Raw genomic sequence first — 24,139 nt, forward strand, 5'->3', positions numbered from 1 at the left:
CGCCCTCCGGTTTCAGGGTCGCTTTAGGCCCCGGTGGGACGATGCGGCCCACCCGTCCGTCTTGAGCCTGGAGGACCCCGTCGTGCCTGCGCACACCGATTCGCACGCCACCCGCGAACTGCACCTCAACGTGCATCCCGTGGCCGCGGGCCATCATCCCGGCGCCTGGCGGTGGCCGGGCGCCGACCCGGTCGCCTTCGCCCGGATCGAGGGCTATCTCGACGTCGCGAGGGTCGCCGAGCGCGGCCTTCTCGACGCCGTCTTCCTCGCCGACGTCCCCGGGCTGCACGCCGATCTCACCGAGTACCCGATCGTCAACGGCCTGGAGCCGACGCTCATCCTCACCGCGATGGCCGTCGTCACCGAGCGGATAGGCCTGATCGGCACGGCGTCGACGACGTTCAACGAGCCGTACAACATCGCCCGCCGGTTCCGCGCCCTGGACCTCATCAGCCACGGCCGGGCCGGCTGGAACGCCGTCACCACGTCGGGTCCCCGCATCTCCGGGAACTTCACCGCGAGTGAGCCGGGCCCGGCGGAGCGGTACACCCGGGCCGAGGAGTTCGTCTCCGTCGTGCTGAAGCTGTGGAACAGTTGGCAGCCCGACGCGCTGGTCGCCGACGTCGGTGCCGGCCACTACGCCGACATGGCGGGCATCCGGCCGGTCGGGCACCGGGGCGAGCACTACAGCGTCGCCGGACCGATCAATCTCCCGCCCTCGGAACAGGGCTACCCGGTGATCTACCACGCGGGTGTCTCCGACAGCGTCCGTACGCTGACGGCCCGCACCGCCGAGGCGATGTTCAGCGCCGTCGTCGACCCGGAGGCGGCGCTGGCCGACATCAGCGACATCCGCTCCCGCGCGGCCGGGTTCGGCAGGCCCGCCGGATCGGTGCTGTTCCTGCCCGGCCTCGTCACGACCGTCGGTGGGACGGAGGAGGAGGCGCTGCGGCGCCGGCAGGAACTCGACGAGCTGTCGGACAACGAGGGCGCACTGCACGCCGTCGCCGCGAAGCTCGGTCTGCACCCGGCCGACCTGGAACTGGACCGTCCGGTGCCGGCCGCGCTGCGCGGCGGGCTGGCCGACATCGGCGGCCACTCCCGCCCGGCGGCCCGTCTCGCCCTGGAGGGACTCACGGTCCGCGACATCATCCGGCGCGGCGGCACCAGCGGCCATGTCGTCGCGGCGGGCGCACCCGAACAGGTCGCGGACCTGATCCAGCGGTGGTACGAGTCCGGAGCGGTCGACGGCTTCACCCTGATGCCCGACGTCACGTTCGACGGACTGCCCGCCTTCGTCGACGAGGTGGTGCCGATCCTGCAGCGCCGTGGGGTGTTCCGCACCGAGTACCGCGGGAAGACGCTCCGGGAGCACCACGGGCTGCCGCTGCCCGCGATCGCGGCGCCGCAGCAGGCCGCCGAACGGGACCGGAACGTCTCGGTTCCGGTCCCGCCCGGGTTCGCCGCGGCGGTCAGCCGCTCAGCCTGACGCCTTCCAGGCGCGGTGAGTTGATGTACGGGGACAGCTCGGACAGCTTCTTGGACCTGCCGTACAGCCACGGCGAGGTGAAGAGCATGATGTTCGAGCCGTTCCGTACCGTCTGCGCGGTGACCTTGCGCAGGGCCTGCGGGTAGCCGGCGCTGTCGATCGGGTGCTTCCCGGCCTCCTTGAGCGCCGCGGTCAGGGCCGGCTGGTCGTACGTGCCGTACGGGGTGTTCGCGAACGACAGCAGCTGCGCGGGCGACTCACGGCCGAAGACACCGCTGGGGAAGAAGCCGACCTGGTGCTTGACGTACACTTTGTCGCTCACCTGCGCCACCGGGATCTGTTCCAGCGTGGTGGCGATGCCGACCTTCTTCAGCTGGTCCTGGAGGAGTTCGGCCTCGACCCGCCGGTCGATGCCGCCGGGGCTGGTGAACCAGGTGATCGGGAACGGCTTGCCGTCGTAGTCCGCCTGCTTCAGCAGGGACTTGGCCTTGGCCGGATCGTACGGGTAGAGATCCGCGCTCGCCGGGTCGTAGGCCACATAGCCTTCCGGGAAGGACTGCACCGCGGGTTCGCCGTGTCCCCCGTTGAGGATCCTGACCAGGGCCTTGCGGTCGATGGCGTGGTTGATCGCCCGCACGAACAGCGGGTTGTCGAACGGCTTGAGCTTCGCGTTGACCTCGACGCTGGAGACCTGGAAGCTCGGGAACTCGTCGACGTCGACGCCCGACTTCTTCAGCGCCGACACCTGGGTACCGGAGATGAAGCTGGCCAGCTGGGTCTCACCGCTGCGCAGCGAGGAGACGATGGCCTGCGGGTCGCCGAGGAACTTCAGGGTGACGTTGTCGATGTGGATGTCCTTGGCGTCCCAGTAGTCGGGGTTCTTCTTGAGGACGGCCTGCCCGTCCGGGGTGTAGCTGGTGAGGGTGTAGGGGCCGGAGCCGACCGGCTTGGTGGCGACCTTCTTCGCGTCGGCGCCGGCCGCTTCCGGGCTGACGACCATGCCGGTCTTGCCGCCGAGCACGAGCGGGAGCGCGTAGTCCTCGCGGTTGAGGTGGAGCACCAGGGTGGTGGGCGCCGGGGCGTCGATCGAAGCGATCGTGGTCAGCTGGCCGACGATCCCCGAGTCGGCCTGCTTCTTGCCGCGCTCCAGGCTCTTCTTCACGGCCGTCGCGTCGAGCGCGCTGCCGTCGGAGAACTTCAGGTTCTTGCGCAGCGTGAAGGTGAGGGTCCGGCCGTCCTTGGAGTACGCCCAGGAGGTGGCGACGCCGGGCTGAGCCTCGCCCTTGCGGCCGAGCCGGGTGACGGAGTCGTACACCAGGCTGAGCGGGGTCACGTCGATCCCGGACTGCGAGGTGACCGGGTCCCAGGTCGAGGGGTTGGGCATGGACCAGTTGAGCGTGGCGTTCGGCGCGTCCCCGGCCGAGGTCGTGCCGCTGCCGCTGCACGCGGTGAGCAACCCGGCCATGGCCAGTACCGCGGCCGCCGTCCTCCGGCGCCCACGGGCCGGCCAGGCCGGGGATGTGCTGTGTACGTTCACTTGTTTCCTCTCGCGATACGGACTCGAAGCGTGCGGGGGGCGGCGTCGAGAAGGAGCTGGGTATAGGGGTGTTGGGGGTCGGTGAGGAGACGGTCCGTGGGACCTTCCTCGACGAACCGGCCCTCGTGCAGCACGGCGATGCGGTCGGCGATGCCGGCCATGCTCGGCAGGTCGTGCGAGATCACGACGATGGCGAGGCCGAGCTCGTCGCGGAGCCGGCCGAGCAGTCGCAGCACCTGTCCGCGCCCGGCCGCGTCGAGTGCGCTGACGGGTTCGTCGCACAGCAGCAGCCGGGGGTTGCCCACGAGGGCGCGGGCGATGGCGACGCGCTGGCGCTGACCGCCCGAGAGCTGCCCGGGGCGGCGGTCGGCGAGCCCGGGGTCGAGGCCGACGAGCACGAGCGCCTCGGCAGCGCGGGCCCGGCGGGCGGCGGCGTCGCCCTCCCGGTTGACGGCGGGCCCCTCGGCGACGCTCTCCCCGGCGGTCAGGTCCGGGTCGAGCGAGCGCAACGGGTCCTGGAAGACCAGTCGGACCGCGCCGCTGCGGCGCAGCGCCCGGCGGGCCCGGCCGCGCAGCCGGGTGATGTCGCGGCCGTCGAGGCTGATGGTCCCGGCGGCCGGGCTCACCAGCCCGACGACGGCCCGTGCCAGGGTCGTCTTGCCCGAGCCGCTCTCGCCGATCACGCCGGTGATGCTGCCCGCGCCGACGGTGAGGTCGGCCCCGTTCAGGACGGGGTGCGGGTCACCCTGCGGGTCGCGGTGGCTCACGCGCAGGCGGTCGATGCGGAGAACGGGCTGCGCCGCACCGGCGCCCTCGGGCCGGGTGTCAGGGGCGGGCATACCGCTCCTCCTCCTCGAGAAGCCCCGCGGCGGTGAGCAGCGTGCGGCTGTAGGGATGGGTGGGGCGCGTGACGAGTTCGGCGGCCGGCGCCGCCTCGACGATCTCGCCGTGCCGGAAGACCGCGATGTCGTCGCAGAGTTCGGCGACGACCTCCAGGTCGTGCGAGACGAAGAGCAGGGCGAGGCCGAGCCGTTCGCGCAGTTCGCCGAGGAGACCGAGCACGTCGCGCTGGGTGCGGACGTCGAGAGCGGTGGTCGGCTCGTCGGCGACGAGCAGATCGGGGCCGCAGCTCACCGCGAGGGCGAGCATGACGCGTTGCTGCATCCCGCCGGAGAGCCGGCCGGGGATCTGCCGTGCCACCCGGGCGGGTTCGCGCAGGCCGACCTCGGACAGCAGTTCCAGTGCGCGGGTGCGGGCGGCACGTCTGCTGTGCCCGCCCCTGACCCGCAGCACCTCGGCGAGCTGGGTCCCGACCGTGCGCGACGGGGTGAGGAAGGAGCCGGGGTCCTGGAAGACGGCCCCGATCCGTACGGCCCGCAGGGGCAGCCACCCGGCGTGGTCGAGCCCGGTCACCTCCTGTCCGTCGAAGCGGATGGAGCCGGCCGAGACCCGGCAGCCGTCCGGCAGTACGCCGAGCACGGCCCGGCAGGTGAGGGTCTTCCCGCTGCCGGACTCCCCCACCAGACCGAGTGTGCGGCCCCGTCGCAGGGTGAAGTCGACGCCGTGCACGACCTCGGTGACGCCGCCGGCCCCGGGCACGGTGAGACGGAGTCCGGACACTTCGAGCAGGGCGCCGGCCGGCGCGGTGGGTGCGGGGGTGCGGTCAGCCACGGTCGGCCGCCTCCAGAAGTCCGGGCACGGGTTCCTGCTGTCCGGCTCCCCGGCGGAGCGTGTCGGCGAGGGCGTTGCACGACCACACGGTCAGCACGATCAGCAGTCCGGGCCACAGCGGCCCCCAGGAGTCCTGCCACAGCTGTTTGACGTTGTCGGCGAGCATCCCTCCCCAGGTGGGGTCGGGCGGCTGGACACCGAGCCCGAGGAACCCGAGGCTCGACGTGGCGAGCACCGCGTAGCCCGCGCTCAGTGCGGTGGTCACGCCGAGCGTGGGCAGCGTCTTGCGCCAGATGTGCCGGCGGATCAGCCAGGTCCGGGAGGCGCCCAGCAGTTCGGCGGCCTCGACGTACTGGGCGTGGGCGAAACCCAGCGCCTCGGCGCGCACGACGCGGAAGAGCCGTGGCGCGAACAGTGCGCCGATGGCGAGCGCCGTGGTGGCGGGTCCGTTCCCGAAGATGCCCGCGACGGCGATGGCGATGATCACGCCGGGCAGGGTCAGCAGTGCGTCGACCGTCCGAAGGGCGACGAAGGAGCCGCGCCGGCCGAGCAGTACCGACGCGATCCCGGGAACGGCTCCGCCCACGACCTCGATCGCGACCATGGCGAGAGCGCTGAGGATGGTGGCCCTGGTGCCGACGAGCAGCCGGCTGAAGATGTCCCGGCCCAGTTCGTCCGTGCCGAAGAAGTGGTCGGCGCCGGGTCCGGTCATGATCGCGCCGGGGTCCTGGGCGAGCGGGTCGTAGGGGGCGAGCAGCCCGCCGAAGGCCGTCAGGACCGCTATGACGAGCAGGATCGCGGCGGCGGTCCGCACTGCGGGCGTGGGCAGAGCCGTACGCAGTTTCGAGGTCATCGTGGGCGGCTCATCTCTTCCGGTCATCTCGTACGTTCATCTCTTGCGGGTCTCCGGTCGCAGCCACCCGAGGAGCGCGTCGACCAGCAGGTTGGCCAGGAGCACCACCCCGACGGTGACCAGCAGCACGCCCTGGACCACGGCGGTGTCGTGCGAGGCCGCTCCGCCGAGCGCGTACTGGCCGAGGCCGGGCAGTCCGAACACGGCCTCCACGACGACCGCGCCGCCCAGCAGCTCCGGCACTTCGAGGCCGATCAGGGACAGGGCGGGGCCGACGGCGGTCCGCAGCACGTGGGCGAAGAGGATGCGCCGCCCGGTCAGTCCCCGCAGGGTCGCGCCGACGACGAACTTCTCGGCGAGCGCGGCGGCCAGGGAGGTGCGCAGCTGGCGTGCGAGCGCGGCCGCCACCACCAGGCTCAGCGAGATGCCCGGCAGCAGGACGTGGCTCAGCCAGTTGCCCAGGCCGGTGGCCGTCGTCGCGTACCCGGTGGCAGGCAGCCATTTGAGGTGGACTGCGAACAGCAGGGCGAGCCAGATCCCGAGCAGGAAGACCGGCACGGTCACGGCGATCGAACTGAGGAGGGTCACGACCCGGTCGACGGCTCCGCCCGGCCGGGTACCGGCGGCGATCCCCGCCGGGAACCCGATCAGTACGGCTGCCACCAGCGCGACCAGCGCGACCGACAGGTCCACGGGAAGCCGCTGGGCGATGCTGTCGGCCACCGGGATGTCGGTGAGGTAGGAGCTGCCCAGGTCCCCGGTCAGGGCGTGGCCGAGCCAGGAGAGGTACTGCTCGGCGAACGGCCGGTCCAGGCCCCACAGTTCGTGCAGCCTGGCCACGTCCGCGGCCGTGGCGTTCTCGCCGAGCCTGGCCGCGGCCGGGTCGACGGGCGACAGGTGGCCGAGCGCGAAGATGATCAGCGAGCTGAGCAGGGCCACGGGCACCACCACGAAGAACAGCAGGCCGCACACCCGGCGTACCGCGCGCCAGGACCGCCGCCGGCCCGGCCGGGCGGCCCCCAGCGGGGGCGGCGGCGCGGCCGGGGGAGGTTCGCCGTGCGGCAGGCTCCCGGGGCGCTCGGGTGCGGCCGGTGCCGGCTTCGCGGTGGGGGCAGGAGCCGTGGTCGGGGTGTCCATCACCGGTCGGTGAACTGCAGGCTGAACTCCGTCAGCCTGGTGCCGGCGACCTCGTCGGCGGGGAACGCCTTCTCGATGGCGGCCAGTTCGTCGGCGTCGAGTTCGAGGACGGCGGCCGCGAGGTTCTCCTCCAGGTGGCCGGTGCGACGTGTGCCGGGGATCGGCACGACGTCGGGGCCGCGGTGCTGGACCCAGGCGAGGGCGAGCTGGCCGACGGTGACGGAGCGGGCCTCGGCGAGCGGGACGAGCCGGTCGACGAGGGCGAGGTTGTGGGGCAGGTTGCGGGCGTCGAGCCTGGGCTGGGCGGCGTGCCGGAAGTCGCTGGGAGCGAAGGCGGACACGTCCCGGTAGCGGCCGGTCAGGAAGCCGCGGCCGAGCGGGGCGTTGGGCACGATGCCGATGCCGAGCTCACGGGCGGTGGGCGCGATCTCCGCCTCGATGCCGCGGGACCAGAGCGACCACTCGGTCTGCAGGGCCGTGATCGGGTGGACGGCGTGCGCCCGCCGGATCGTGCCGGCGGCCGCCTCGGAGAGTCCGATGTGCCGCACCTTGCCGGCCGCGACCAGCTCGCCGAGCGCGCCGACGGTCTCCTCGATCGGAACGGCAGGGTCCACCCGTGCCTGGAAGTACAGGTCGATGTGGTCGAGGCCGAGCCGCTGCAGGGAGGCGTCGGCGGCCTCCTTCACGTACGCCGCGTCGCCGCGCACGGCCTGCCCGATGCCGTTGCCGGAGCGTACGACGCCGAACTTGGTCGCGATGACGGCCTGTTCGCGGCGGTGTCCGGCGACGGCCTTGCCGATCAGTTCCTCGCTCGCGCCGTGACCGTACACATCGGCCGTGTCGATGAGCGTGACTCCCAGTTCGAGCGCCCGGTGGATGGTGGCGATCGATTCGGCGTCGTCGGTGGGCCCGTAGAACTCGCTGATACCCAGTCCGCCGAGTCCCTGGGCGGCGACTTCCAGGGTGCCGAGCCGGCGTGTGGGCAGGCCGTCGCTCATGGGAGGTCCCTTCATGCTGTACGTCGGGGTGGTGAGGCCCGACGCGGAACAGCCGGCGTCCGGGCACTGCGTGGCCCAGCATGTCGGGACGGGCTAAACCGCCTCTGAAGCTGTCAACTCCCGCTCCGTCAGCGTGCGGTGCAGGTGGGCGGCGAGCGCGGCCGGGGTGGGGTGGTCGAAGACGACGACGGGCGGGAGTTCCAGGAGGGTGTCCTCGCAGAGGCGGTTGCGGAGGTCGAGCAGGGCGAACGACGTCAGTCCGATGTCCTGGAACTGGTCGTCGTCGGTGAGCGCGTCGGGTCCGGTGTGCCCGAGTACGTCGGCGGCGTGGCTGCGGATCCGGTCCCGCAGGAGCCGTTCGTGCTCCCCTTCGGCGGCAGCGGCGAGCTGCACGGCGAATCCGGTTTCGTACGAGTCCTGTTGACGGCTGTCGCCCGGTTCCGGCCCCGGGCTCCCGGGCACGCCGGCTTCCTCGGTGCCGGGGATGTGCCCGGACCGGGAGCCGGAGGCGGCGCCTGCCGCGGGCGTGGTGAGCCAGTGGCGTTCGTGCTGGAACGGATAGGTGGGCAGGTCCGTGGGGGCCGTCCCGGGCGTACCGGCCGGCCGCTTGACGGCGTGGCCGTGCAGTTCGAGGGTGGCCAGGGCCAGCACGAGGGCCTCGGTCCTGCTCAGGCCGGCGCGCTGGGTGGGCAGCTGTACCGCCTCGGGGTGCGCCTGGGCGATCAGCGCGGTGAGGGTGGTGTCCGGCCCGATCTCCAGGTAGGTGGTGGTGCCGAGCTCCGCGAGGGCCCGTATGCCGTCGTGGAACCGGACGGCGCCGCGGGCGTGGTCGGCCCAGTGGTCCGGTGCGGTGAACTCGTCGGGCCGCGCGCGGGCCCCGGTGAGGTTGGAGACGAGGGGGATCTCCGGGGCCCGCACGTCGAGGCGGGCGCCGGCTGCCCGCAGCGCGCCGGCCACGGGGTCCATGTGCGGGGAGTGGAAGGCGTGACTCACCCGCAGCCTGCGGGTGCGGTGGCCGAGCGTGGCGCAGCGCTCCTCGACCGACCGGACGGCCTCGGTGTCACCCGAGACGACGGTGGAGCGCGGCCCGTTGACGGCGGCGACGGACAGCCGGTCCCGATGGGCGCGCAGCAGTGGCAGTACGTGCCGTTCCGAGGCCTGGACGGCGAGCATGGCGCCCTGTCCCGAGGGGAGTTGCTCCATCAGCACGGCGCGGGTCGCGACGAGGGAGGCGGCGTCCGGCAGGGTCAGGGCGCCCGCGGCATGGGCGGCGGCGAGTTCGCCGATGGAGTGGCCGATGACCGCGTCGGGGCGCAGCCCGTGGGCGGCCAGGAACCGGAGCAGGGCGACCTGGAAGGCGAACAGTGCCGGCTGGGTGTATCCGGTGCGGTCCAGGAGAGCCGCTTCGGGCGTGGCTTCGGGTGCGAACATGACCTCTTTGAGGGGCCGTTCGAGGTGGCCGGCCAGGTGCGGTGCGAGCTGCTCGACGACGTCGTCGAGCGCCTCGGCGAAGACGGGGTACGCCTCGTACAGTTCCCGTCCCATGCCGGGGCGTTGCGATCCCTGGCCCGAGAAGGCGAAGGCGAGGGGGCCGGCCGGGCGCGGGGTCCCGAGCACCAGTCCGGGCCAGGTCCTCCCCCCGGCGAGTGCGGCCAGTCCGTCGCGCAGCGCGTCCGTCCCGGTCGCGACGACTGCGGCCCGGCGTTCGAAGCGGGTGCGGCCGTGGACCAGCCAGTGGGCGATGTCCTCGGGGCGGGCGGCGGGCGTGGCGTCGAGGTGGGCGAGCAGCGCCCGGGCGTGGTCGCGCAGGGCGGGGTCGGTGCGGGCCGTGATGATCCAGGGGTGCGGGACGGGTGGCTGGGGGTGCGGCTCCGGCTGCGGCGGCCGGCCGGCGCCGGGCTCCGGGGCCCCGGCGGGCGCCGGTGCTTCCTCGATGATGACGTGGGCGTTGGTGCCGCTGATGCCGAAGGACGAGACGGCGGCCCGGCGCGGCCTGCCCGGGCTGCGGGGCCAGTCGGCGGGTTCGGTGAGCAGCCGGACGTCTCCGGAGTCCCAGTCGATGTGGGGCGAGGGCCGGTCGGCGTGGAGTGTGGCGGGCAGCGTCTCGTGCCGGAGCGCCTCCACGGTCTTGATGATGCCGGCGACCCCGGCGGCGGCCTGGGTGTGTCCGATGTTCGACTTCAGCGAGCCGATGAGGAGCGGTCGCCCCTCGGGGCGGCCCTGGCCGTACGTGGCGAGCAGGGCGTGCGCCTCGATGGGGTCGCCGAGCGTGGTGCCGGTGCCGTGCGCCTCGACGGCGTCGACCTCGTCGGGGGTGAGGCGGGCGTGGTCGAGGGCGCGCCGGATGACGCGTTCCTGCGCGGTGCCGTTGGGCGCGGTGAGGCCGTTGCTCGCGCCGTCCTGGTTGACGGCGCTGCCGCGTACCAGGGCGAGGACGGGGTGCCCGTTGCGCCGGGCGTCGGAGAGGCGTTCCACCAGGAGCATCCCGGCGCCCTCGGCGAGACCGGTGCCGTCGGCCGACTCGGCGAACGCCTTGCAGCGTCCGTCGGGCGCGAGGCCGCGCTGCCGGCTGAACTCGACGAAGACCCGGGTGCCCGCCAGCACGCAGACCCCGCCGACCAGGGCGAGTTCGCACTCCCCCGCACGCAGCGCCTGACCTGCGAGGTGCAGGGCGACGAGCGACGAGGAGCAGGCGGTGTCCACCGTGACGGCCGGCCCTTCCAGCCCCAGCGTGTAGGCGATCCGGCCGGAGGCCACGCTCGCGGCGTTGCCGGTCATGAAGTAGCCGTCGAGTTCGCCGGGGACCTCGTGGGGGCGGGGGGCGTAGTCCTGCGCGACCAGACCCACGAAGACCCCGGTGTCGGAGGAACGCAGCGACACCGGGTCGATGCCGGCCCGCTCGATGGCTTCCCAGCCGGTCTCCAGGAGCAGCCGCTGCTGCGGGTCCATCGTGAGAGCTTCGCGCGGCCCGATCCCGAAGAAGCCGGGATCGAAGTCGCCGGGCGCGTCGAGGAAGCCGCCGTGCCTGGTGTAGGTGGTGCCGGGCGTGGCCGGGTTCTCGTCGTAGAGACTCACCAGGTCCCAGCCGCGGTCGTCGGGGAACGCCGAGATCGCGTCCCGGCGCTCGGTGACCAGTCGCCAGAGACCGGCCGGTGAGTCCACGCCGCCGGGGAGCCGGCAGGCGCTGCCCACGATGGCGAGGGGTTCGTGGTCGCGGTCCTCGGCCTCCTGCAGCCGCTGGCGAGTGCGGCGCAGGTCTGTGGTGGCCCGCTTGAGGTAGTCGCGGAGCCGGTCCTCGTTGGTGGTTGACATGACTGGCGCTCCCGTGGGGCTGCTGGAGTGGGTCAGCGGGGTTCCGGCGTTTCCATCTCGCTGTCGAGCGCGGCGAAGAGTTCCTCGTCGCTGGCGTGGCTGAGGTCGTCGCCGTCCTCCGGTGCACTGCCGTACCCGGTGTCGGCGAGGACGTCGGGGGTGTGCGCGGTGGCGCCTTCCTCGTCGAGCCGGCGCAGCGCGGCGCGCAGCCTGCTGCGGACGACGGCATGCGTCTGCGTCCCCTGTGCCAGGCCGGGAACGAGGGCCTCGAACCGTGCCAGTTCGGCGAGCACGGGCTCCGGGGTGTCCTGTTCGGGGACCAGCCGGGCGGTGAGGTGCCGGGCGAGTGCTCCGGGGCTGGGGTGGTCGAAGACCGTGGTCGCGGTGAGCCGCAGGCCGGTGGCCGTCGCGAGCCGGTTGCGCAGTTCCAGGGCGGTGAGTGAGTCGAAGCCGATCTCCTTGAACGCCCGGTCCTGCGTACCGCCTCCTCCGCTGCCCTTGTCCGCGGCGGCCGCGTGGCCGAGCACCGCGGCCACGTGGGAGTGCACGAGCGCGAGCACCGCGTCCGTGCGCTCGGCGGCCGCCAGTCCGGCGAGCCGCTCGCGCAGCTCCCCGGTCCCGGCCGCCGGCGCCTGGGCTGCGGCGCGCCGCCCCGGGGCGCGTACCAGTGACCGGAGTACGGCCGGCACCGCGTCGGGCACCGTGCCGGGCGGGAGGTGGAAGCGGGCGGCGGCGACCGCCGGACGGGGCTCCGTGAGGGCGGCGTCCAGCAGGGCGAGCCCTTGTCCGGCCTCCATGGGGATGACGCCACCGCGGGACATGCGGGCCCGGTCGGTGCTGTCCAGGTGCCCGGTGAGGCCGCTGTCGCCCGCCCAGAGTCCCCAGGCGATGGAGGTTGCCGGCAGCCCGGCGGCGGCCCGCTGGACCGCGAGCGCGTCCAGGTAGGCGTTGGCGGCCGCGTAGTTGGCCTGTCCGGCGCCTCCCACGAGGCCGGACAGGGACGAGAAGAACACCAGGTCCGCCAGGTCGGCGTCGCGGGTCAGCTCGTGCAGATGGCGGGCGGCGCCGGCCTTCGGGGCCAGTACGGTGTCGAGCCGCTCGCCGTCCAGCGAGCCCAGGACCCCGTCGTCCAGGGTGCCTGCCGCGTGCAGCACCAGGGTCAGCGGGTGTGCGGCGGGGACGCGGGCGAGTACGGCGGCCAGTGCGTCGCGGTCGGACGCGTCGCAGGCCTCGAAGGTGACGTCGGCGCCCAGTGCGGCGAGCTGGTCCGCCAGTTCGCCGGCCCCGGGTGCGTCGGGTCCGCGGCGTCCGGTGAGGACCAGGTGACGTATGCCGTACCTGGTCACGAGGTGGCGCGCGGCGAGAGCGCCGAGTGTTCCGGTGCCGCCGGTGATCAGTGCGGTGCCTGCGGGGTCCGGGGCGTGCGGCAGCGTCAGGACGAGTTTGCCGGTGTGGCGTGCCTGGGCGAGATGGCGCAGCGCGGCGGACGCCTGGGCCACGGGACGCGCGGCGACCGGCAGCGGTGGCAGCACCCCCAGCGCCAGGAGCGGCAGCAGCTCGGCGAGGATCTCAGCGATCCGGTCGGGACCCGCGTCGAGGAGCTCGAACGCACGGTAGGAGACACCCCCGTGGTCCGCCGCCACCTGGTCCGGCTCCCGTATCTCGGCCTTGCCCATCTCGACGAACCGGCCGCCGGGCCTGAGCAGGCGCAGCGAGGCGTCGATGAACTCGCCGGTGAAGGAGTTCAGTACGACGTCGAGCCCGTCGCCGCGCCCGTCGTCCCTCGCCGCACGGCGGAAGGATTCCTCGAACTCCAGCGTGCGGGAGGACGCAATGCGGCCCTCGTCCAGCCCCAGCTCCCGCAGCACACCCCACTTCCCGGTGCTCGCGGTGCCGTACACCTCGGCGCCGAGGTGCCGGGCGAGGTGCACGGCGGCCTGCCCCACACCTCCCGCGGCGGAGTGCACGAGCAGCCGCTCCCCGGGCCGCAGCCCCGCCAGGTCCACCAGCGCGTACCAGGCGGTGAGGTACGCGGCGGGGACGGCCGCCGCCTGTGCGAACGTCCAGCCCTGCGGGATGCGCGTGACCAGTCGCCGGTCCGTGACCGCCACCGGCCCGATGCCGCCCGCGAACAGTCCGGTGACGCGGTGGCCCACGGCGAGGCCGGTCACCTCGGGCCCCACCTCGGTGACCACCCCTGCGGCCTCCGTGCCGAGGGGTGCGCTGCCGGGGTAGCTGCCGAGTGCGATCAGGACGTCCCGGAAGTTGAGCCCGGCGGCACGTACGGCGATCCGGATCTCGCCCGGTTCCAGCGCACGCGCCGCCTCGGGGGCCGGGGCGAGGGCGAGCGCGTCGAGGGTGCTGCCGACCGGCGTGAGCCGCCACGGGGTGGCGTCGTCCGCGGGCGGTGCCAGGTCGCCGGTGGGCCGGCTCGTGGCCAGTGCGGTGAGGCACGGGAGGTACGGGACGCCTGCGCGCACCGCGAGTTGTGGCTCGGCGAGGCCGAGGAGCGGCACGAGCGACGCGTGGTCGGCGTCGTGTGCCGTGAGGTCCTGGTCGGTGTCGATGAGGACGATGCGCCCCGGGTTCTCGGTCTGGGCACTGCGGACCAGTCCCCACACCGCGGTGGTCGCCGGGTCGGCGGGCGGGTCGTCCGGCCCGGTGCTCACGCCGTGCCGGCTGAGCACGACGAGGGTGCTGTCCTGTGTGCGGCCGTCCGCCAGCCAGAGCTGGAGTGCGGCCAGTACCTGCTGGGTCACCGGCCCCGGTAGCGCGTCGGGCCCGGTGTGGACGGGCAGGACCGTGACCGGCGCCGGCGTGCCGTCCGCCGGCGCCGCATCCGGACGTGCCGCGTCGAGTGCGGTCCAGCCGCTGGTGTCCGCCGCCGGATCGCTCTCCGGGACGGGCCTCGGGACCCATTCGACGGCGTACAGCCCGTCGGTGTGCTCCGCTTCCGCACGGCCCGCGGCCAGTCCCCCGGCCGGGATCTCCCGCAGGGTCAGCTCGTCGACGACGGCGACGGGCCCGCCCGCCGGATCGGCGGCCGCGACCGCGACGCCTCCTCCGGGCAGCCGGCGCAGCCGCACCCGCAGTGCTGTCGCACCGGCGGCGTGGAGTCCGATCCCGGTCCAGGAGAAGGGCAGTTCGGTCCGTCCCTCGCCACCGGGGGCGTCGAGCAGTCCGGCGGCGAGCGGGTGGACTGCCGCGTCGAGCAGCGCGGGGTGGATGCTGTGTCGCGGGACATCGCTGTGCAGCGCGCCCTCGTCGGGCAGGAGGACGTCCGCGAACACGTCGTCGCCGGCGCGCCAGGCGGCCCGTACGCCACGGAACGTGGGCCCGTACTCGTAGCCCCGGGCGGCGAGCTCCTCGTACAGTCCGTCGACGGGTACCGCTTCGGCGCCGGCCGGGGGCCAGACGGTGGGGAAGTCCGGCGGGAGCGTCGCGGCTCCGTCGGGTTCGCCGGTGAGGGTGACGGAGACGTGCCGTGTCCACTGGCCGGCCGCCCCTCCCGCCCTGCGGGCGTGCACGGCCAGCCGCGCACGCCCCGTCCCGGGCTCGGGTCGGACGGTCGCCTGGAGGTCGAACGGTTTCCCGTCCAGGATCAGGGGTGTCTCCAGCGTGAGTTCCTCGATGTACGGCGATCCGGTGCGCTCCCCCGCGAAGAGCGCCAGGTCGATGAACGCGGTGGCGGGGACGAGCACGGTGCCGCTGACGGAGTGGTCGGCGAGCCAGCCCGGGCCGCTCTCCGCCGTGAGCCGGCCGGTGAACAGCGTGGTGCCGTCGACGAGCGTGGTGCTCGCGCCGAGCAGGGGGTGTCCGGTGGCGTCGAGCCCGAGACCGCCCGGGTCGCCCGGATCGGATGCGGCGTCGAGCCAGTAGTGGCGGTGGTCGAAGGGGTAGGTGGGCAGTCCCTCGGGCCTGGCCTCAGGGGCCGGCACCTGCCAGTCGACTCGGTATCCCTGTACGTAGAGGGTCGACAGCGCGGTCTGCAACGGCTGGTGATCGAACCGGTCACGCCGCAGCGTCCCCGTCACCACCACCTCAGCCGCCCCGCGGGCTTCCAGCGTGTCCTGGATCCCGGCGGTCAGCACCGGATGCGGACTCGACTCGACGAACGCCCGGAACCCATCCGCATACAACACCTCCACCGCGTCCTGGAAACGCACCCGCCGCCGCAGATTCTCGAACCAGTACTCCGCCGTCAACTCACGCGTATCCGCCAGCAACCCACCCGTCAGCGTCGAATAGACGGGTACAGAGGACTCCAACGGAGTGATGTGACCCAGGAGTTCATTGAGTTCGTCACGCAGCGAGTCCACGTGGGGCGAGTGCGACGCGTAGTCGACAGGCACCCGACGTACCCGCACATCACTGCTCCGGTACTCCTCCACCAACTCATCAAGCGCCCCGGCATCCCCCGACACCACCGTCGACGCCGGACCATTGACCGCAGCAACACCCAACCGCCCCGCCCAAGGCGCAATCAACTCCTCCACCCGCTCGACAGGAAGCGCAACCGACGCCATCCCACCCGTCCCCGCAAGCGACACCAACGCACGACTACGCAACGCCACCACCGCCGCCGCATCCTCCAACGACAACGCACCCGCCACAAACGCCGCAGCAATCTCCCCCTGCGAATGCCCCACCACCGCATCCGGCACCACACCGAACGACCGCCACACCTGCGCCAACGACACCATCACCGAAAACAACACAGGCTGCACCACATCAACCCGCTCCAACGCCTCCGCATCCTCCAACACCTCAACCAACGACCACCCCACATACGGCCGCAACGCCTCCCCACACGCCAAGAACGCCTCCCGGAACACCACAGAATCAGCCAACAACGACCGACCCATCCCCACCCACTGAGACCCCTGACCAGGAAAAACAAACACCACCCGACCAGGCTCCCCCGCAACACCCGCCACCACCGACGCACTCGGCACACCCGACGCCAACGCACCCAGACCCTCAACCACCTCACCCCGACCCACACCCCACACCACACCCCGCCGCGACAACACCGCAGTGCGGTTCAGCAGCCAGGCGCTGGTGTCGGCCGTGGAGGTGCCGTCGGTGCCGAGGTAGGCGGCGAGGCGTTCCGCCTGCGCCCCAAGGGACGCCTCGGAGCGAGCCGAGAGCACCACGGGGGTGCCGATCCCGGTCGACGGAACCGGGCCGGCCGAGGTCTTCCCTACGGGCTCGGGCAGGCCGGCGGGGGTCGAGGGCGCGGCCGCCTCGATGATGACGTGCGCGTTGGTACCGCTCATACCGAACGCGGAGACTCCTGCCCTGCGAGGCCGGTCAGCCACCTCGGGCCAGTCGCGGCTCTCGGTGAGCAGCTCGACCGCGCCGTACTCCCAGTCCACCTGGGAGGTCGGCTCCTCGACGTGCAGAGTCGCCGGCAGCACACCGTGCCGCAACGCCTGAACCACCTTGATGATCCCCGCGACACCCGCCGCGGCCTGCGCATGGCCGATGTTGGACTTCACCGAGCCAAGCCACAACGGCTTCTCCCGCTCGCGCCCCTGGCCATAGGTGGCCAGCAGTGCCTGGGCCTCGATCGGGTCACCCAGCCGGGTCCCCGTCCCGTGCGCCTCCACCACATCCACATCCGCGGTCCCCAGCCCCGCATCCGCCAACGCCCCACGGATCACCCGCTCCTGCGACGGACCGTTCGGCGCGGTCAGGCCGTTGCTCGCGCCGTCCTGGTTGACGGCCGACCCACGGACGACGGCGAGCACCTGGTGCCCGTTGCGGCGGGCGTCCGAAAGCCGCTCCACGACGAGCAGCCCGACCCCTTCGGAGAAGCCCGTGCCGTCGGCGTCGGAGGAGAATGCGCGGCAGCGGCCGTCCGGGGAGAGCCCACGCTGTCTGCTGAACTCGATCAGCATGTCGGGGGTGGCCATCACGGTCGCACCGCCCACGAGCGCCAGCGAGCTCTCACCCTTGCGCAGCGACTGCGCGGCGAGGTGCAGCGCGACGAGCGAGGAGGAGCAGGCCGTGTCGACGGTCAGGGCCGGCCCGGTGAAACCGTACGTGTAGGAGAGCCGCCCGGAGGCGACACTGCCCGCGCTGCCGGTACCGAGGTAACCCTCCACGTCCTCGGACGGGCTGCCCAGCCGCGAACGGCCTCCGTATTCGGTGTAGATGAGTCCGGTGAACACACCGGTGTCCGAGCCGCGCACGGATTCCGGATCGATGCCCGCCGATTCGAGGGCCTCCCACGACGTCTCCAGGAGCAGACGTTGCTGGGGGTCCATCGCGGCGGCCTCACGGGGACTGATGCCGAAGAACTCCGCGTCGAACTGGGCCGCGTCGTAGAGGAATCCGCCGTGTCGGGTGGAGGTGGTGCCGGGCGCGGCGAGGTCGGGGTCGTACAGCGCGTCGACGTTCCACCCCCGGTCCTCGGGGAACCCCGATATGACGTCGCGCCCTTCGGAGACCAGTTGCCAGAGGTCGTCGGGTGAGGTCACCCCGCCCGGATAGCGGCAGGCCATTCCGACGATGGCGATCGGGTCGTCGTCAGCTGCGGCGGCGCGGGCCTGCGGGATGCGGGGCGTGGTCGACGCGGCGGCGTCACCGCCGAGCAGCTCGTCGTGGAGGTGAGCCGCGAGTTCGCCGGGGTTGGGGCGGTTGAAGACGAGGGTCGCCGGCAGCCGCAGACCGGTGGCTCTGGCCAGCCGGTTGCGGAGTTCGACCGCGAGTACGGAGTCGAAGCCGAGGTCCTTGAAGGCGCGGTCGGCGGCGGGGGCCTCGGTGGCCTCGTAGCCGAGGACGGTGGCGACCTCGCCTCGCACCAGTTCCAGGAGGTGGCGGCGGCGCTCGGTCTCCGGCAGGCGTGCCAGGCGGTCGCCGAGACTGCCGGGACTGTCGTCCTGGCCGGCGATCCTGCGGGCAGGACGAGGGGTGCGGGCGGGAGCCGGGACGGCGTTACCGGCGTCCGGGACGGCGGGCTCCGGTGCGGCGGGGCGGCGCAGTGTCACCGCGTCGACCCCGATGACCGTCTCGCCCGCCGGGTCGGTCGCGACCAGGGCGAGCGTGTCGTCCCCGGTCGGGGTGATCCTGACCCTGAGCGTGCGCGCGGCGGTGGCGCGCAGCGTGACGCCCGCCCATACGAACGGCGTCCGCACCCCGTCGGTGTCCACGTCGGCCGGGCTGTCCGGGGCGAGGGGCGGCAGTGTTCCCAGGGCCCAGGGCTGGAGGGCCGCGTCGAGCAGTGCGGGATGAAGACCGAAGTGGTCCGCGTCCTCGGCCGCCTCCTCGGGAAGTCCCACTTCGGCGTAGAAGACGTCGCCGTCCTGCCAGGCGGCCCGTACCCCTCGGAGCGACGGACCGTATCCGACCCCGACGGCGTCGAAGCGGTCGTACAGGTCGTGTACGGCCAGGGGTTCGGCGCCCTGCGGCGGCCAGGCCGAGGGCGGTCCGAACGGCTGCTCGGGTACGGCGTCGGCGGCGGCCTCCTCGCGTACGACGACACCGTCGGCGTACCGCTCCCAGCCTCCCGCCGTGTCCTCGGCGGCCTGACGCGCATAGACGGCGAAGGCCCGGCGGCCGTTGGCATCGGGTGGCCCGACGGCTGTCTGCAGGGAGATGTCGGCGTGTTCGTCATCGGGGATCAGGAGCGGACGGCTCAGGATGAGCTCCTCCACCCGGTCGAGGCCTGCCGCGTCGGCGGCGTGGAGTGCGAGCTCCACGAACGTGGTCGCGGGCACCAGTGAGACCTCGCCGAGGCTGTGCTGTCCGGCCCAGGGCTGCGAGGCGCGCGAGAGCCGGCCGCTGAGGACGAGGCCGCCGTCGTCGGCGCGTTCCACGGCGATGTCCGCCAGCGGGTGGTTCCCGGAGGCGTGGGCGGTGAGGGGGGTGGGGGCTTCGAGCCAGTAGTGGTGGTGGTCGAAGGGGTAGGTGGGCAGTCCCTCGGGCCTGGCCTCGGGGGCCGGTACCTGCCAGTCGACTCGGTATCCCTGTACGTAGAGGGTCGACAGCGCGGTCTGCAACGGCTGGTGATCGAACCGGTCACGCCGCAGCGTCCCCGTCACCACCACCTCAGCCGCCCCGCGGGCTTCCAGCGTGTCCTGGATCCCGGCGGTCAGCACCGGATGCGGACTCGACTCGACGAACGCCCGGAACCCATCCGCATACAACACCTCCACCGCGTCCTGGAAACGCACCCGCCGCCGCAGATTCTCGAACCAGTACTCCGCCGTCAACTCACGCGTATCCGCCAGCAACCCACCCGTCAGCGTCGAATAGACGGGTACAGAGGACTCCAACGGAGTGATGTGACCCAGGAGTTCATTGAGTTCGTCACGCAGCGAGTCCACGTGGGGCGAGTGCGACGCGTAGTCGACAGGCACCCGACGTACCCGCACATCACTGCTCCGGTACTCCTCCACCAACTCATCAAGCGCCCCGGCATCCCCCGACACCACCGTCGACGCCGGACCATTGACCGCAGCAACACCCAACCGCCCCGCCCAAGGCGCAATCAACTCCTCCACCCGCTCGACAGGAAGCGCAACCGACGCCATCCCACCCGTCCCCGCAAGCGACACCAACGCACGACTACGCAACGCCACCACCGCCGCCGCATCCTCCAACGACAACGCACCCGCCACAAACGCCGCAGCAATCTCCCCCTGCGAATGCCCCACCACCGCATCCGGCACCACACCGAACGACCGCCACACCTGCGCCAACGACACCATCACCGAAAACAACACAGGCTGCACCACATCAACCCGCTCCAACGCCTCCGCATCCTCCAACACCTCAACCAACGACCACCCCACATACGGCCGCAACGCCTCCCCACACGCCAAGAACGCCTCCCGGAACACCACAGAATCAGCCAACAACGACCGACCCATCCCCACCCACTGAGACCCCTGACCAGGAAAAACAAACACCACCCGACCAGGCTCCCCGCAACACCCGCCACCACCGACGCACTCGGCACACCCGACGCCAACGCACCCAGACCCTCAACCACCTCACCCCGACCCACACCCCACACCACACCCCGCCGCGACAACACCGCACGGTGCGAGGCGAGCCAGCCCGTGACGTCGGCGAGGGGCGCCTCGCGCGTCTGCAGGTAGCTGCCGAGCCGTTCGGCCTGTGCTGCGAGGGAGTCCTCGGAGCGAGCCGAGAGCAGCACGGGGGTGCCTATCCCGGTCGACGGAACCGGGTCGGCCGGGGCCTCGGAGACGGGCTCGGGCAGGTCGGCGGGGGATTCTTCCACGATGACGTGGGCGTTGGTTCCGCTGATGCCGAAGGAGGAAACCGCCGCCCGGCGGACACGTCCTTCCCGCGGCCAGTCGCGGTTCTCGGTGAGCAGCTCGACCGCGCCGTACTCCCAGTCCACCTGGGGTGTCGGCTCGTCGACGTGCAGGGTCGCCGGCAGCACACCGTGCCGCAGCGCCTGGACCACCTTGATGATCCCGGCGACGCCTGCGGCGGCCTGCGTGTGGCCGATGTTGGACTTCACCGAGCCAAGCCACAACGGCCGCTGCTGCTCCCGGCCCTGACCGTACGTCGACAGCAGTGCCTGGGCCTCGATCGGGTCACCCAGCCGGGTCCCCGTCCCGTGCGCCTCCACCACATCGACATCCGCGGTCCCCAGCCCCGCATCCGCCAACGCCCCGCGGATCACCCGCTCCTGCGACGGACCGTTCGGCGCGGTGAGCTGGCTGCTGGTGCCGTCCTGGTTGACGGCCGAGCCGCGCACGACGGCGAGCACCTGGTGCCCGTTGCGGCGGGCGTCCGAAAGCCGCTCCACGACGAGGAGTGCCGCGCCCTCGCTCCAGCCGGTGCCGTCCGCATCGGACGAGAAGGCCTTGCACCGCCCGTCCGGGGCCAGGCCCCGCTGGCGGCTGAACTCCACGAAGGTGTTGGGGGTGGCCATCACGGTCGCACCGCCGGCGAGCGCGAGGCTGCATTCGCCCTTGCGCAGCGACTGGGCGGCGAGATGCAGCGCGACGAGTGACGAGGAGCAGGCCGTGTCCAGGGTGACGGCCGGCCCGGTGAGGCCGTAAGTGTAGGAGAGCCGCCCGGATGCCACGCTGGGCGCGCTGCCGATCCCCAGATGGCCCTCGTGGGCGGGGGGTGTGGGGTGCGGGTGCTGGAGGCGGCTGGCGTAGTCGTTGTACATGATCCCGGTGAACACGGCGGTGTCCGAGCCGCGTACGGATTCCGGATCGATCCCCGCCGATTCGAACGCCTCCCAGGCGATCTCCAGCAGGAGCCGCTGCTGCGGGTCGATGGAGATCGCCTCGCGTGGGCTGATGCCGAAGAACTCGGGGTCGAAGTCACCCGCCTGGTGCAGGAATCCGCCCTGGCGCGAGGTGGCGGTGCCGGTGTGCTCGGGGTCGGGGTCGTACAGTGCGTCGAGGTTCCAGCCGCGGCCGTCGGGAAAGTCCGAAATGGCGTCGCGTCCTTCGGAGACCAGTTGCCACAGATCGTCGGGTGAGGTCACACCGCCCGGATAGCGGCAGGCCATTCCGACGATGGCGATCGGTTCCGAATTCCGCGCCTCTGCCTCTTCGAGGCGGCTGCGGGTCTGCTGGAGGTTCTCCGTGACACGCTTGAGGTAGTCTCGGAGCTTTGCCTCGTTCGCTGCCATACGCCCTTCTCACCCACAGCCGACAGCCCGTTCTCCGGCTGCCGGGAAGCTTTCCCGCAGGCGGGATTCCCGCCTGCGGGCATTTCTGTCGTCAGAGTTTTTCCAGCGCAAAGCCTGATTTGATCCACTTACTGGATTCCACCGCGATGCCCACCAGGCGGTCGCCGGGAACCAGCCGGTTCAGCACTTGGTCGAGCTGGAAGAAGACCAGCGCGTTGCCGTTGTTCCCGGTCTCGCCCACGCAGTTGATCTCGCGGGCCCCGGTCACTCCCAGCCGACGGGTGATCTTGTCCGTCATGCGTACGGACAGCTGGGGCGGCAGGAGGTAGTCCAGGTCGTCCTGTTTCCAGTCGAGGCCGTCGAGGATCTCCCGCAGGATCTCCTCGGCCAGCACGGGTACGGACTCCTCGATGGCCTTGTAGTCCTCGTGCGCGGCGATGTCCGGGCCCGGTGGTCTGGCCGGACCGAACCATTCCAGGACCTGGCCGGGCGGCCGCCCCTTCCCCACGAGCTGAACGAAGGCGGAGCGGAAGGCGGTGTCCCCGGCCTCCGGGTCCGCGCTCAGTACGGCCGCACCGGCGCCGTCCCCGAAGAGCACGAAGTTCACGAGCTCGGCGGGCGGCACCTTCCTGAGGTCGGCGTCGAGCACGTAGTGCTTGACGATGACGTCCCCGCCGATGACGAGCGCGGTGCGGTGCCGGCCGGTGGACAGCAGTTGCCGGGCGAGGTCGAGTGCCTGCACCGCGCCCGAGCAACCGGACTGCAGCTGATAGGTGGTGATCCCGTCGATGCCGAGTTCGTCGGCGATGACATTGACGGTGGCCGGCATCAGGGCGTCGGGGGTGGCGGTGCCGAGCACGACCAGGTCGATGTCGCGCGGGTCGGTCCCGGATGCCGCCAGCGCCTTGCGGGCCGCCTCGACACCGAGGGCGGCGAGCGTGGCCCGCTGCTCCCCGGTGTCGAGGTCGACGGCCAGGTGGCGCTGACGGGTGCCGATGAAGGCGTCTATCCACTGCTGCCACAGCGCGTCCATGCGGAAGTGTCTGCCGAGAGCCACATTGTCGATCGGTGGTCCCGGCAGGGCCGTGCCGACGGACAGGAGTCGTATCTCAGCGGGGTTCGTCACAGGTCACCTCCGGTAGAGAACGATCTGGGACAGGTACGACTTGTGCGTCTCGACCGGCTTGAACTGCCGGAAGCCGACAGCTCCGCGGAACGGGCCGGCGATGCCCACGGCGGGGATCGTCGCCTGCTCCCCCTCGGTGAGCTTCACGTCGTCGACCAGGCCGCCCGTACGGATCACGGTGCCGTCGTTGAGGCGTATCTCCTCGGAGAAGTACGCGATGTGGTGACCGTCCTCGGGACGCTTGTAGAGCATCCGCCCCACGCCCTTCGTGGTACCGACGACGTTTCCGTCCGCGTCACGGAGTTCGTACTCGACGCGGGCGAAATCGTCCGGCGTGGGGTTCTTCCCCTCGAAATCCTCGTTGTTGGATTCGTACTTCAGCAGCGTTTCGTTGAGATCGGCCAGCCAGAGCACATTCGCCGGATCACCGACGGCGGGGTGTTCCTCTTCCGGAGCGAAAGGCGGGGCGGTCAGTTCGACGATCTGCTGAGCCTTGAATTCGCCGTCGTTGCCCGCGGGCGCTGCTACCGAATCAGTGGATGTCATGCGGTTACGGTATGGGCGCGCTCTAAAGCCTTCCTTGGTCCTTCCTTTCAGGTCACCAAGGACTTCGAGCCGGCGGGTGTCCTCGGTTCACTCCTGTGGCTGGGCCGCCACGATGCCCAGCAGCCCGGGAAACCGCTGCTCGATGTCGGCTCGGCGCAGACTGGCCATCCGGCTGTTGCCCCGGTCGACCTGGCGGATCAGCCCGGCCTCGCGCAGTGCACGGAAGTGGTGCGTGACGGTCGCCTTGGAGACCGGCAGGTCGAAGGAGCTGCAGGTCCGCGCCGCACCGTCGGGTTCGGCTGCCAGCTCACGCACCACGCGACGGCGCAGCGGATCCGCCAGCGCGGAGAGCACCGAGCCGAGCTCGATCTCCTCGACGTCCGGGTGGCCTTCACTGTCGGGCATGCGGAACACCTCCTTCAGGTATGGATTGCATCGTACCTAAAGGTTCGATAGCGTCCGGGAGGTACGAGATCCACCGTACCTATCGGGGAGAGAACCCTGCATGACTCAGCCTTTCGCACTCGTCGGCACCGCGCGGCCCAAGCCCGAACGGGCCGAGGAGCTGAAGCGGCTTCTGCTCTCGTTCGTCGAGCCGACCCGACTGGAGTCCGGCTGCCTGGAGTACCACTTCCACGAAGATCGCGACGAGCCCGGTGTCTTCGTCTTCTACGAGGCCTGGCGTTCCCGCGCCGACCTTGACGCCCACCTCGCCCTCCCCCACATGCACGACTTCTGGGAACACCGCATGGACTACCTGGAGACCGACCTCGACATTCGCTTCCTCACCATGCACAGCCCCTACCGGCCGGCCGACCGACCGGACCGGTAGCCCTC

Annotated in this window: 11 protein-coding genes and 2 pseudogenes; 2 read left to right on the top strand and 11 right to left on the bottom strand. The window is 71.9% G+C overall.

Annotated features, from left to right (window positions below; genetic code table 11):
• Positions 1–82 precede the first annotated feature (82 nt).
• The gene (locus LNW71_RS02475; protein ID WP_250966708.1) at positions 83–1,489 is read left to right on the top strand and encodes an NtaA/DmoA family FMN-dependent monooxygenase; all 1,407 of its coding nucleotides are present in this window, start codon (positions 83–85) and stop codon (positions 1,487–1,489) included.
• Here LNW71_RS02475 and LNW71_RS02480 read toward each other — a convergent pair.
• The 11 genes and pseudogenes from LNW71_RS02480 to LNW71_RS02535 all read right to left on the bottom strand — a co-directional run bounded on the left by LNW71_RS02480 (position 1,473) and on the right by LNW71_RS02535 (position 23,707).
• Positions 1,473–3,026, bottom strand: a complete 1,554-nt coding sequence (locus LNW71_RS02480; protein ID WP_250966709.1) for an ABC transporter substrate-binding protein — start codon at positions 3,024–3,026, stop codon at positions 1,473–1,475. The genes LNW71_RS02475 and LNW71_RS02480 overlap by 17 nt on opposite strands.
• A complete protein-coding gene (locus LNW71_RS02485; protein ID WP_250966710.1) occupies positions 3,023–3,865 on the bottom strand; it encodes an ABC transporter ATP-binding protein in 843 nt (280 codons plus the stop codon). Before LNW71_RS02485 ends, LNW71_RS02480 begins: the two co-directional genes overlap by 4 nt.
• Complete coding sequence (locus LNW71_RS02490; RefSeq protein ID WP_250966711.1) at positions 3,852–4,697, bottom strand: ABC transporter ATP-binding protein; 846 nt, start codon at positions 4,695–4,697, stop codon at positions 3,852–3,854. Before LNW71_RS02490 ends, LNW71_RS02485 begins: the two co-directional genes overlap by 14 nt.
• The gene (locus LNW71_RS02495) at positions 4,690–5,577 is read right to left on the bottom strand and encodes an ABC transporter permease (protein WP_250966712.1); all 888 of its coding nucleotides are present in this window, start codon (positions 5,575–5,577) and stop codon (positions 4,690–4,692) included. The genes LNW71_RS02490 and LNW71_RS02495 overlap by 8 nt, the downstream gene beginning before the upstream one ends.
• A gap of 9 nt (positions 5,578–5,586) precedes the next feature.
• Positions 5,587–6,687, bottom strand: a complete 1,101-nt coding sequence (locus LNW71_RS02500) for an ABC transporter permease (RefSeq protein WP_250966713.1) — start codon at positions 6,685–6,687, stop codon at positions 5,587–5,589.
• The gene (locus tag LNW71_RS02505; protein ID WP_250966714.1) at positions 6,687–7,685 is read right to left on the bottom strand and encodes an aldo/keto reductase; all 999 of its coding nucleotides are present in this window, start codon (positions 7,683–7,685) and stop codon (positions 6,687–6,689) included. The genes LNW71_RS02500 and LNW71_RS02505 overlap by 1 nt, the downstream gene beginning before the upstream one ends.
• Positions 7,686–7,778: 93 nt before the next feature.
• Positions 7,779–10,991 (bottom strand): annotated as a pseudogene (locus LNW71_RS02510) (type I polyketide synthase); the annotation flags it as partial.
• Positions 10,992–11,317: 326 nt separating this feature from the next.
• Positions 11,318–21,588, bottom strand: a pseudogene (locus LNW71_RS02515) (type I polyketide synthase); the annotation flags it as partial.
• A 133-nt stretch (positions 21,589–21,721) separates the two neighbouring features.
• Positions 21,722–22,756: a 3-oxoacyl-ACP synthase III family protein gene (locus tag LNW71_RS02525; protein ID WP_250966716.1), complete on the bottom strand. Its 1,035-nt coding sequence runs from the start codon at positions 22,754–22,756 to the stop codon at positions 21,722–21,724.
• A 3-nt stretch (positions 22,757–22,759) separates the two neighbouring features.
• Positions 22,760–23,302, bottom strand: coding sequence for a hypothetical protein (locus LNW71_RS02530; protein WP_250966717.1), 543 nt, complete (start codon positions 23,300–23,302; stop codon positions 22,760–22,762).
• A gap of 87 nt (positions 23,303–23,389) precedes the next feature.
• On the bottom strand, positions 23,390–23,707 hold the full coding sequence (locus tag LNW71_RS02535) for a helix-turn-helix domain-containing protein (RefSeq protein ID WP_250966718.1): 318 nt from the start codon (positions 23,705–23,707) through the stop codon (positions 23,390–23,392).
• A gap of 100 nt (positions 23,708–23,807) precedes the next feature.
• On the opposite strand from LNW71_RS02535, the gene LNW71_RS02540 reads away from it, so the two are divergent.
• Complete coding sequence (locus tag LNW71_RS02540) at positions 23,808–24,134, top strand: putative quinol monooxygenase (RefSeq protein WP_250966719.1); 327 nt, start codon at positions 23,808–23,810, stop codon at positions 24,132–24,134.
• Positions 24,135–24,139: the final 5 nt, after the last annotated feature.

The organism is Streptomyces sp. RKAG290, from assembly GCF_023701695.1.
GTDB lineage: Bacteria > Actinomycetota > Actinomycetes > Streptomycetales > Streptomycetaceae > Streptomyces.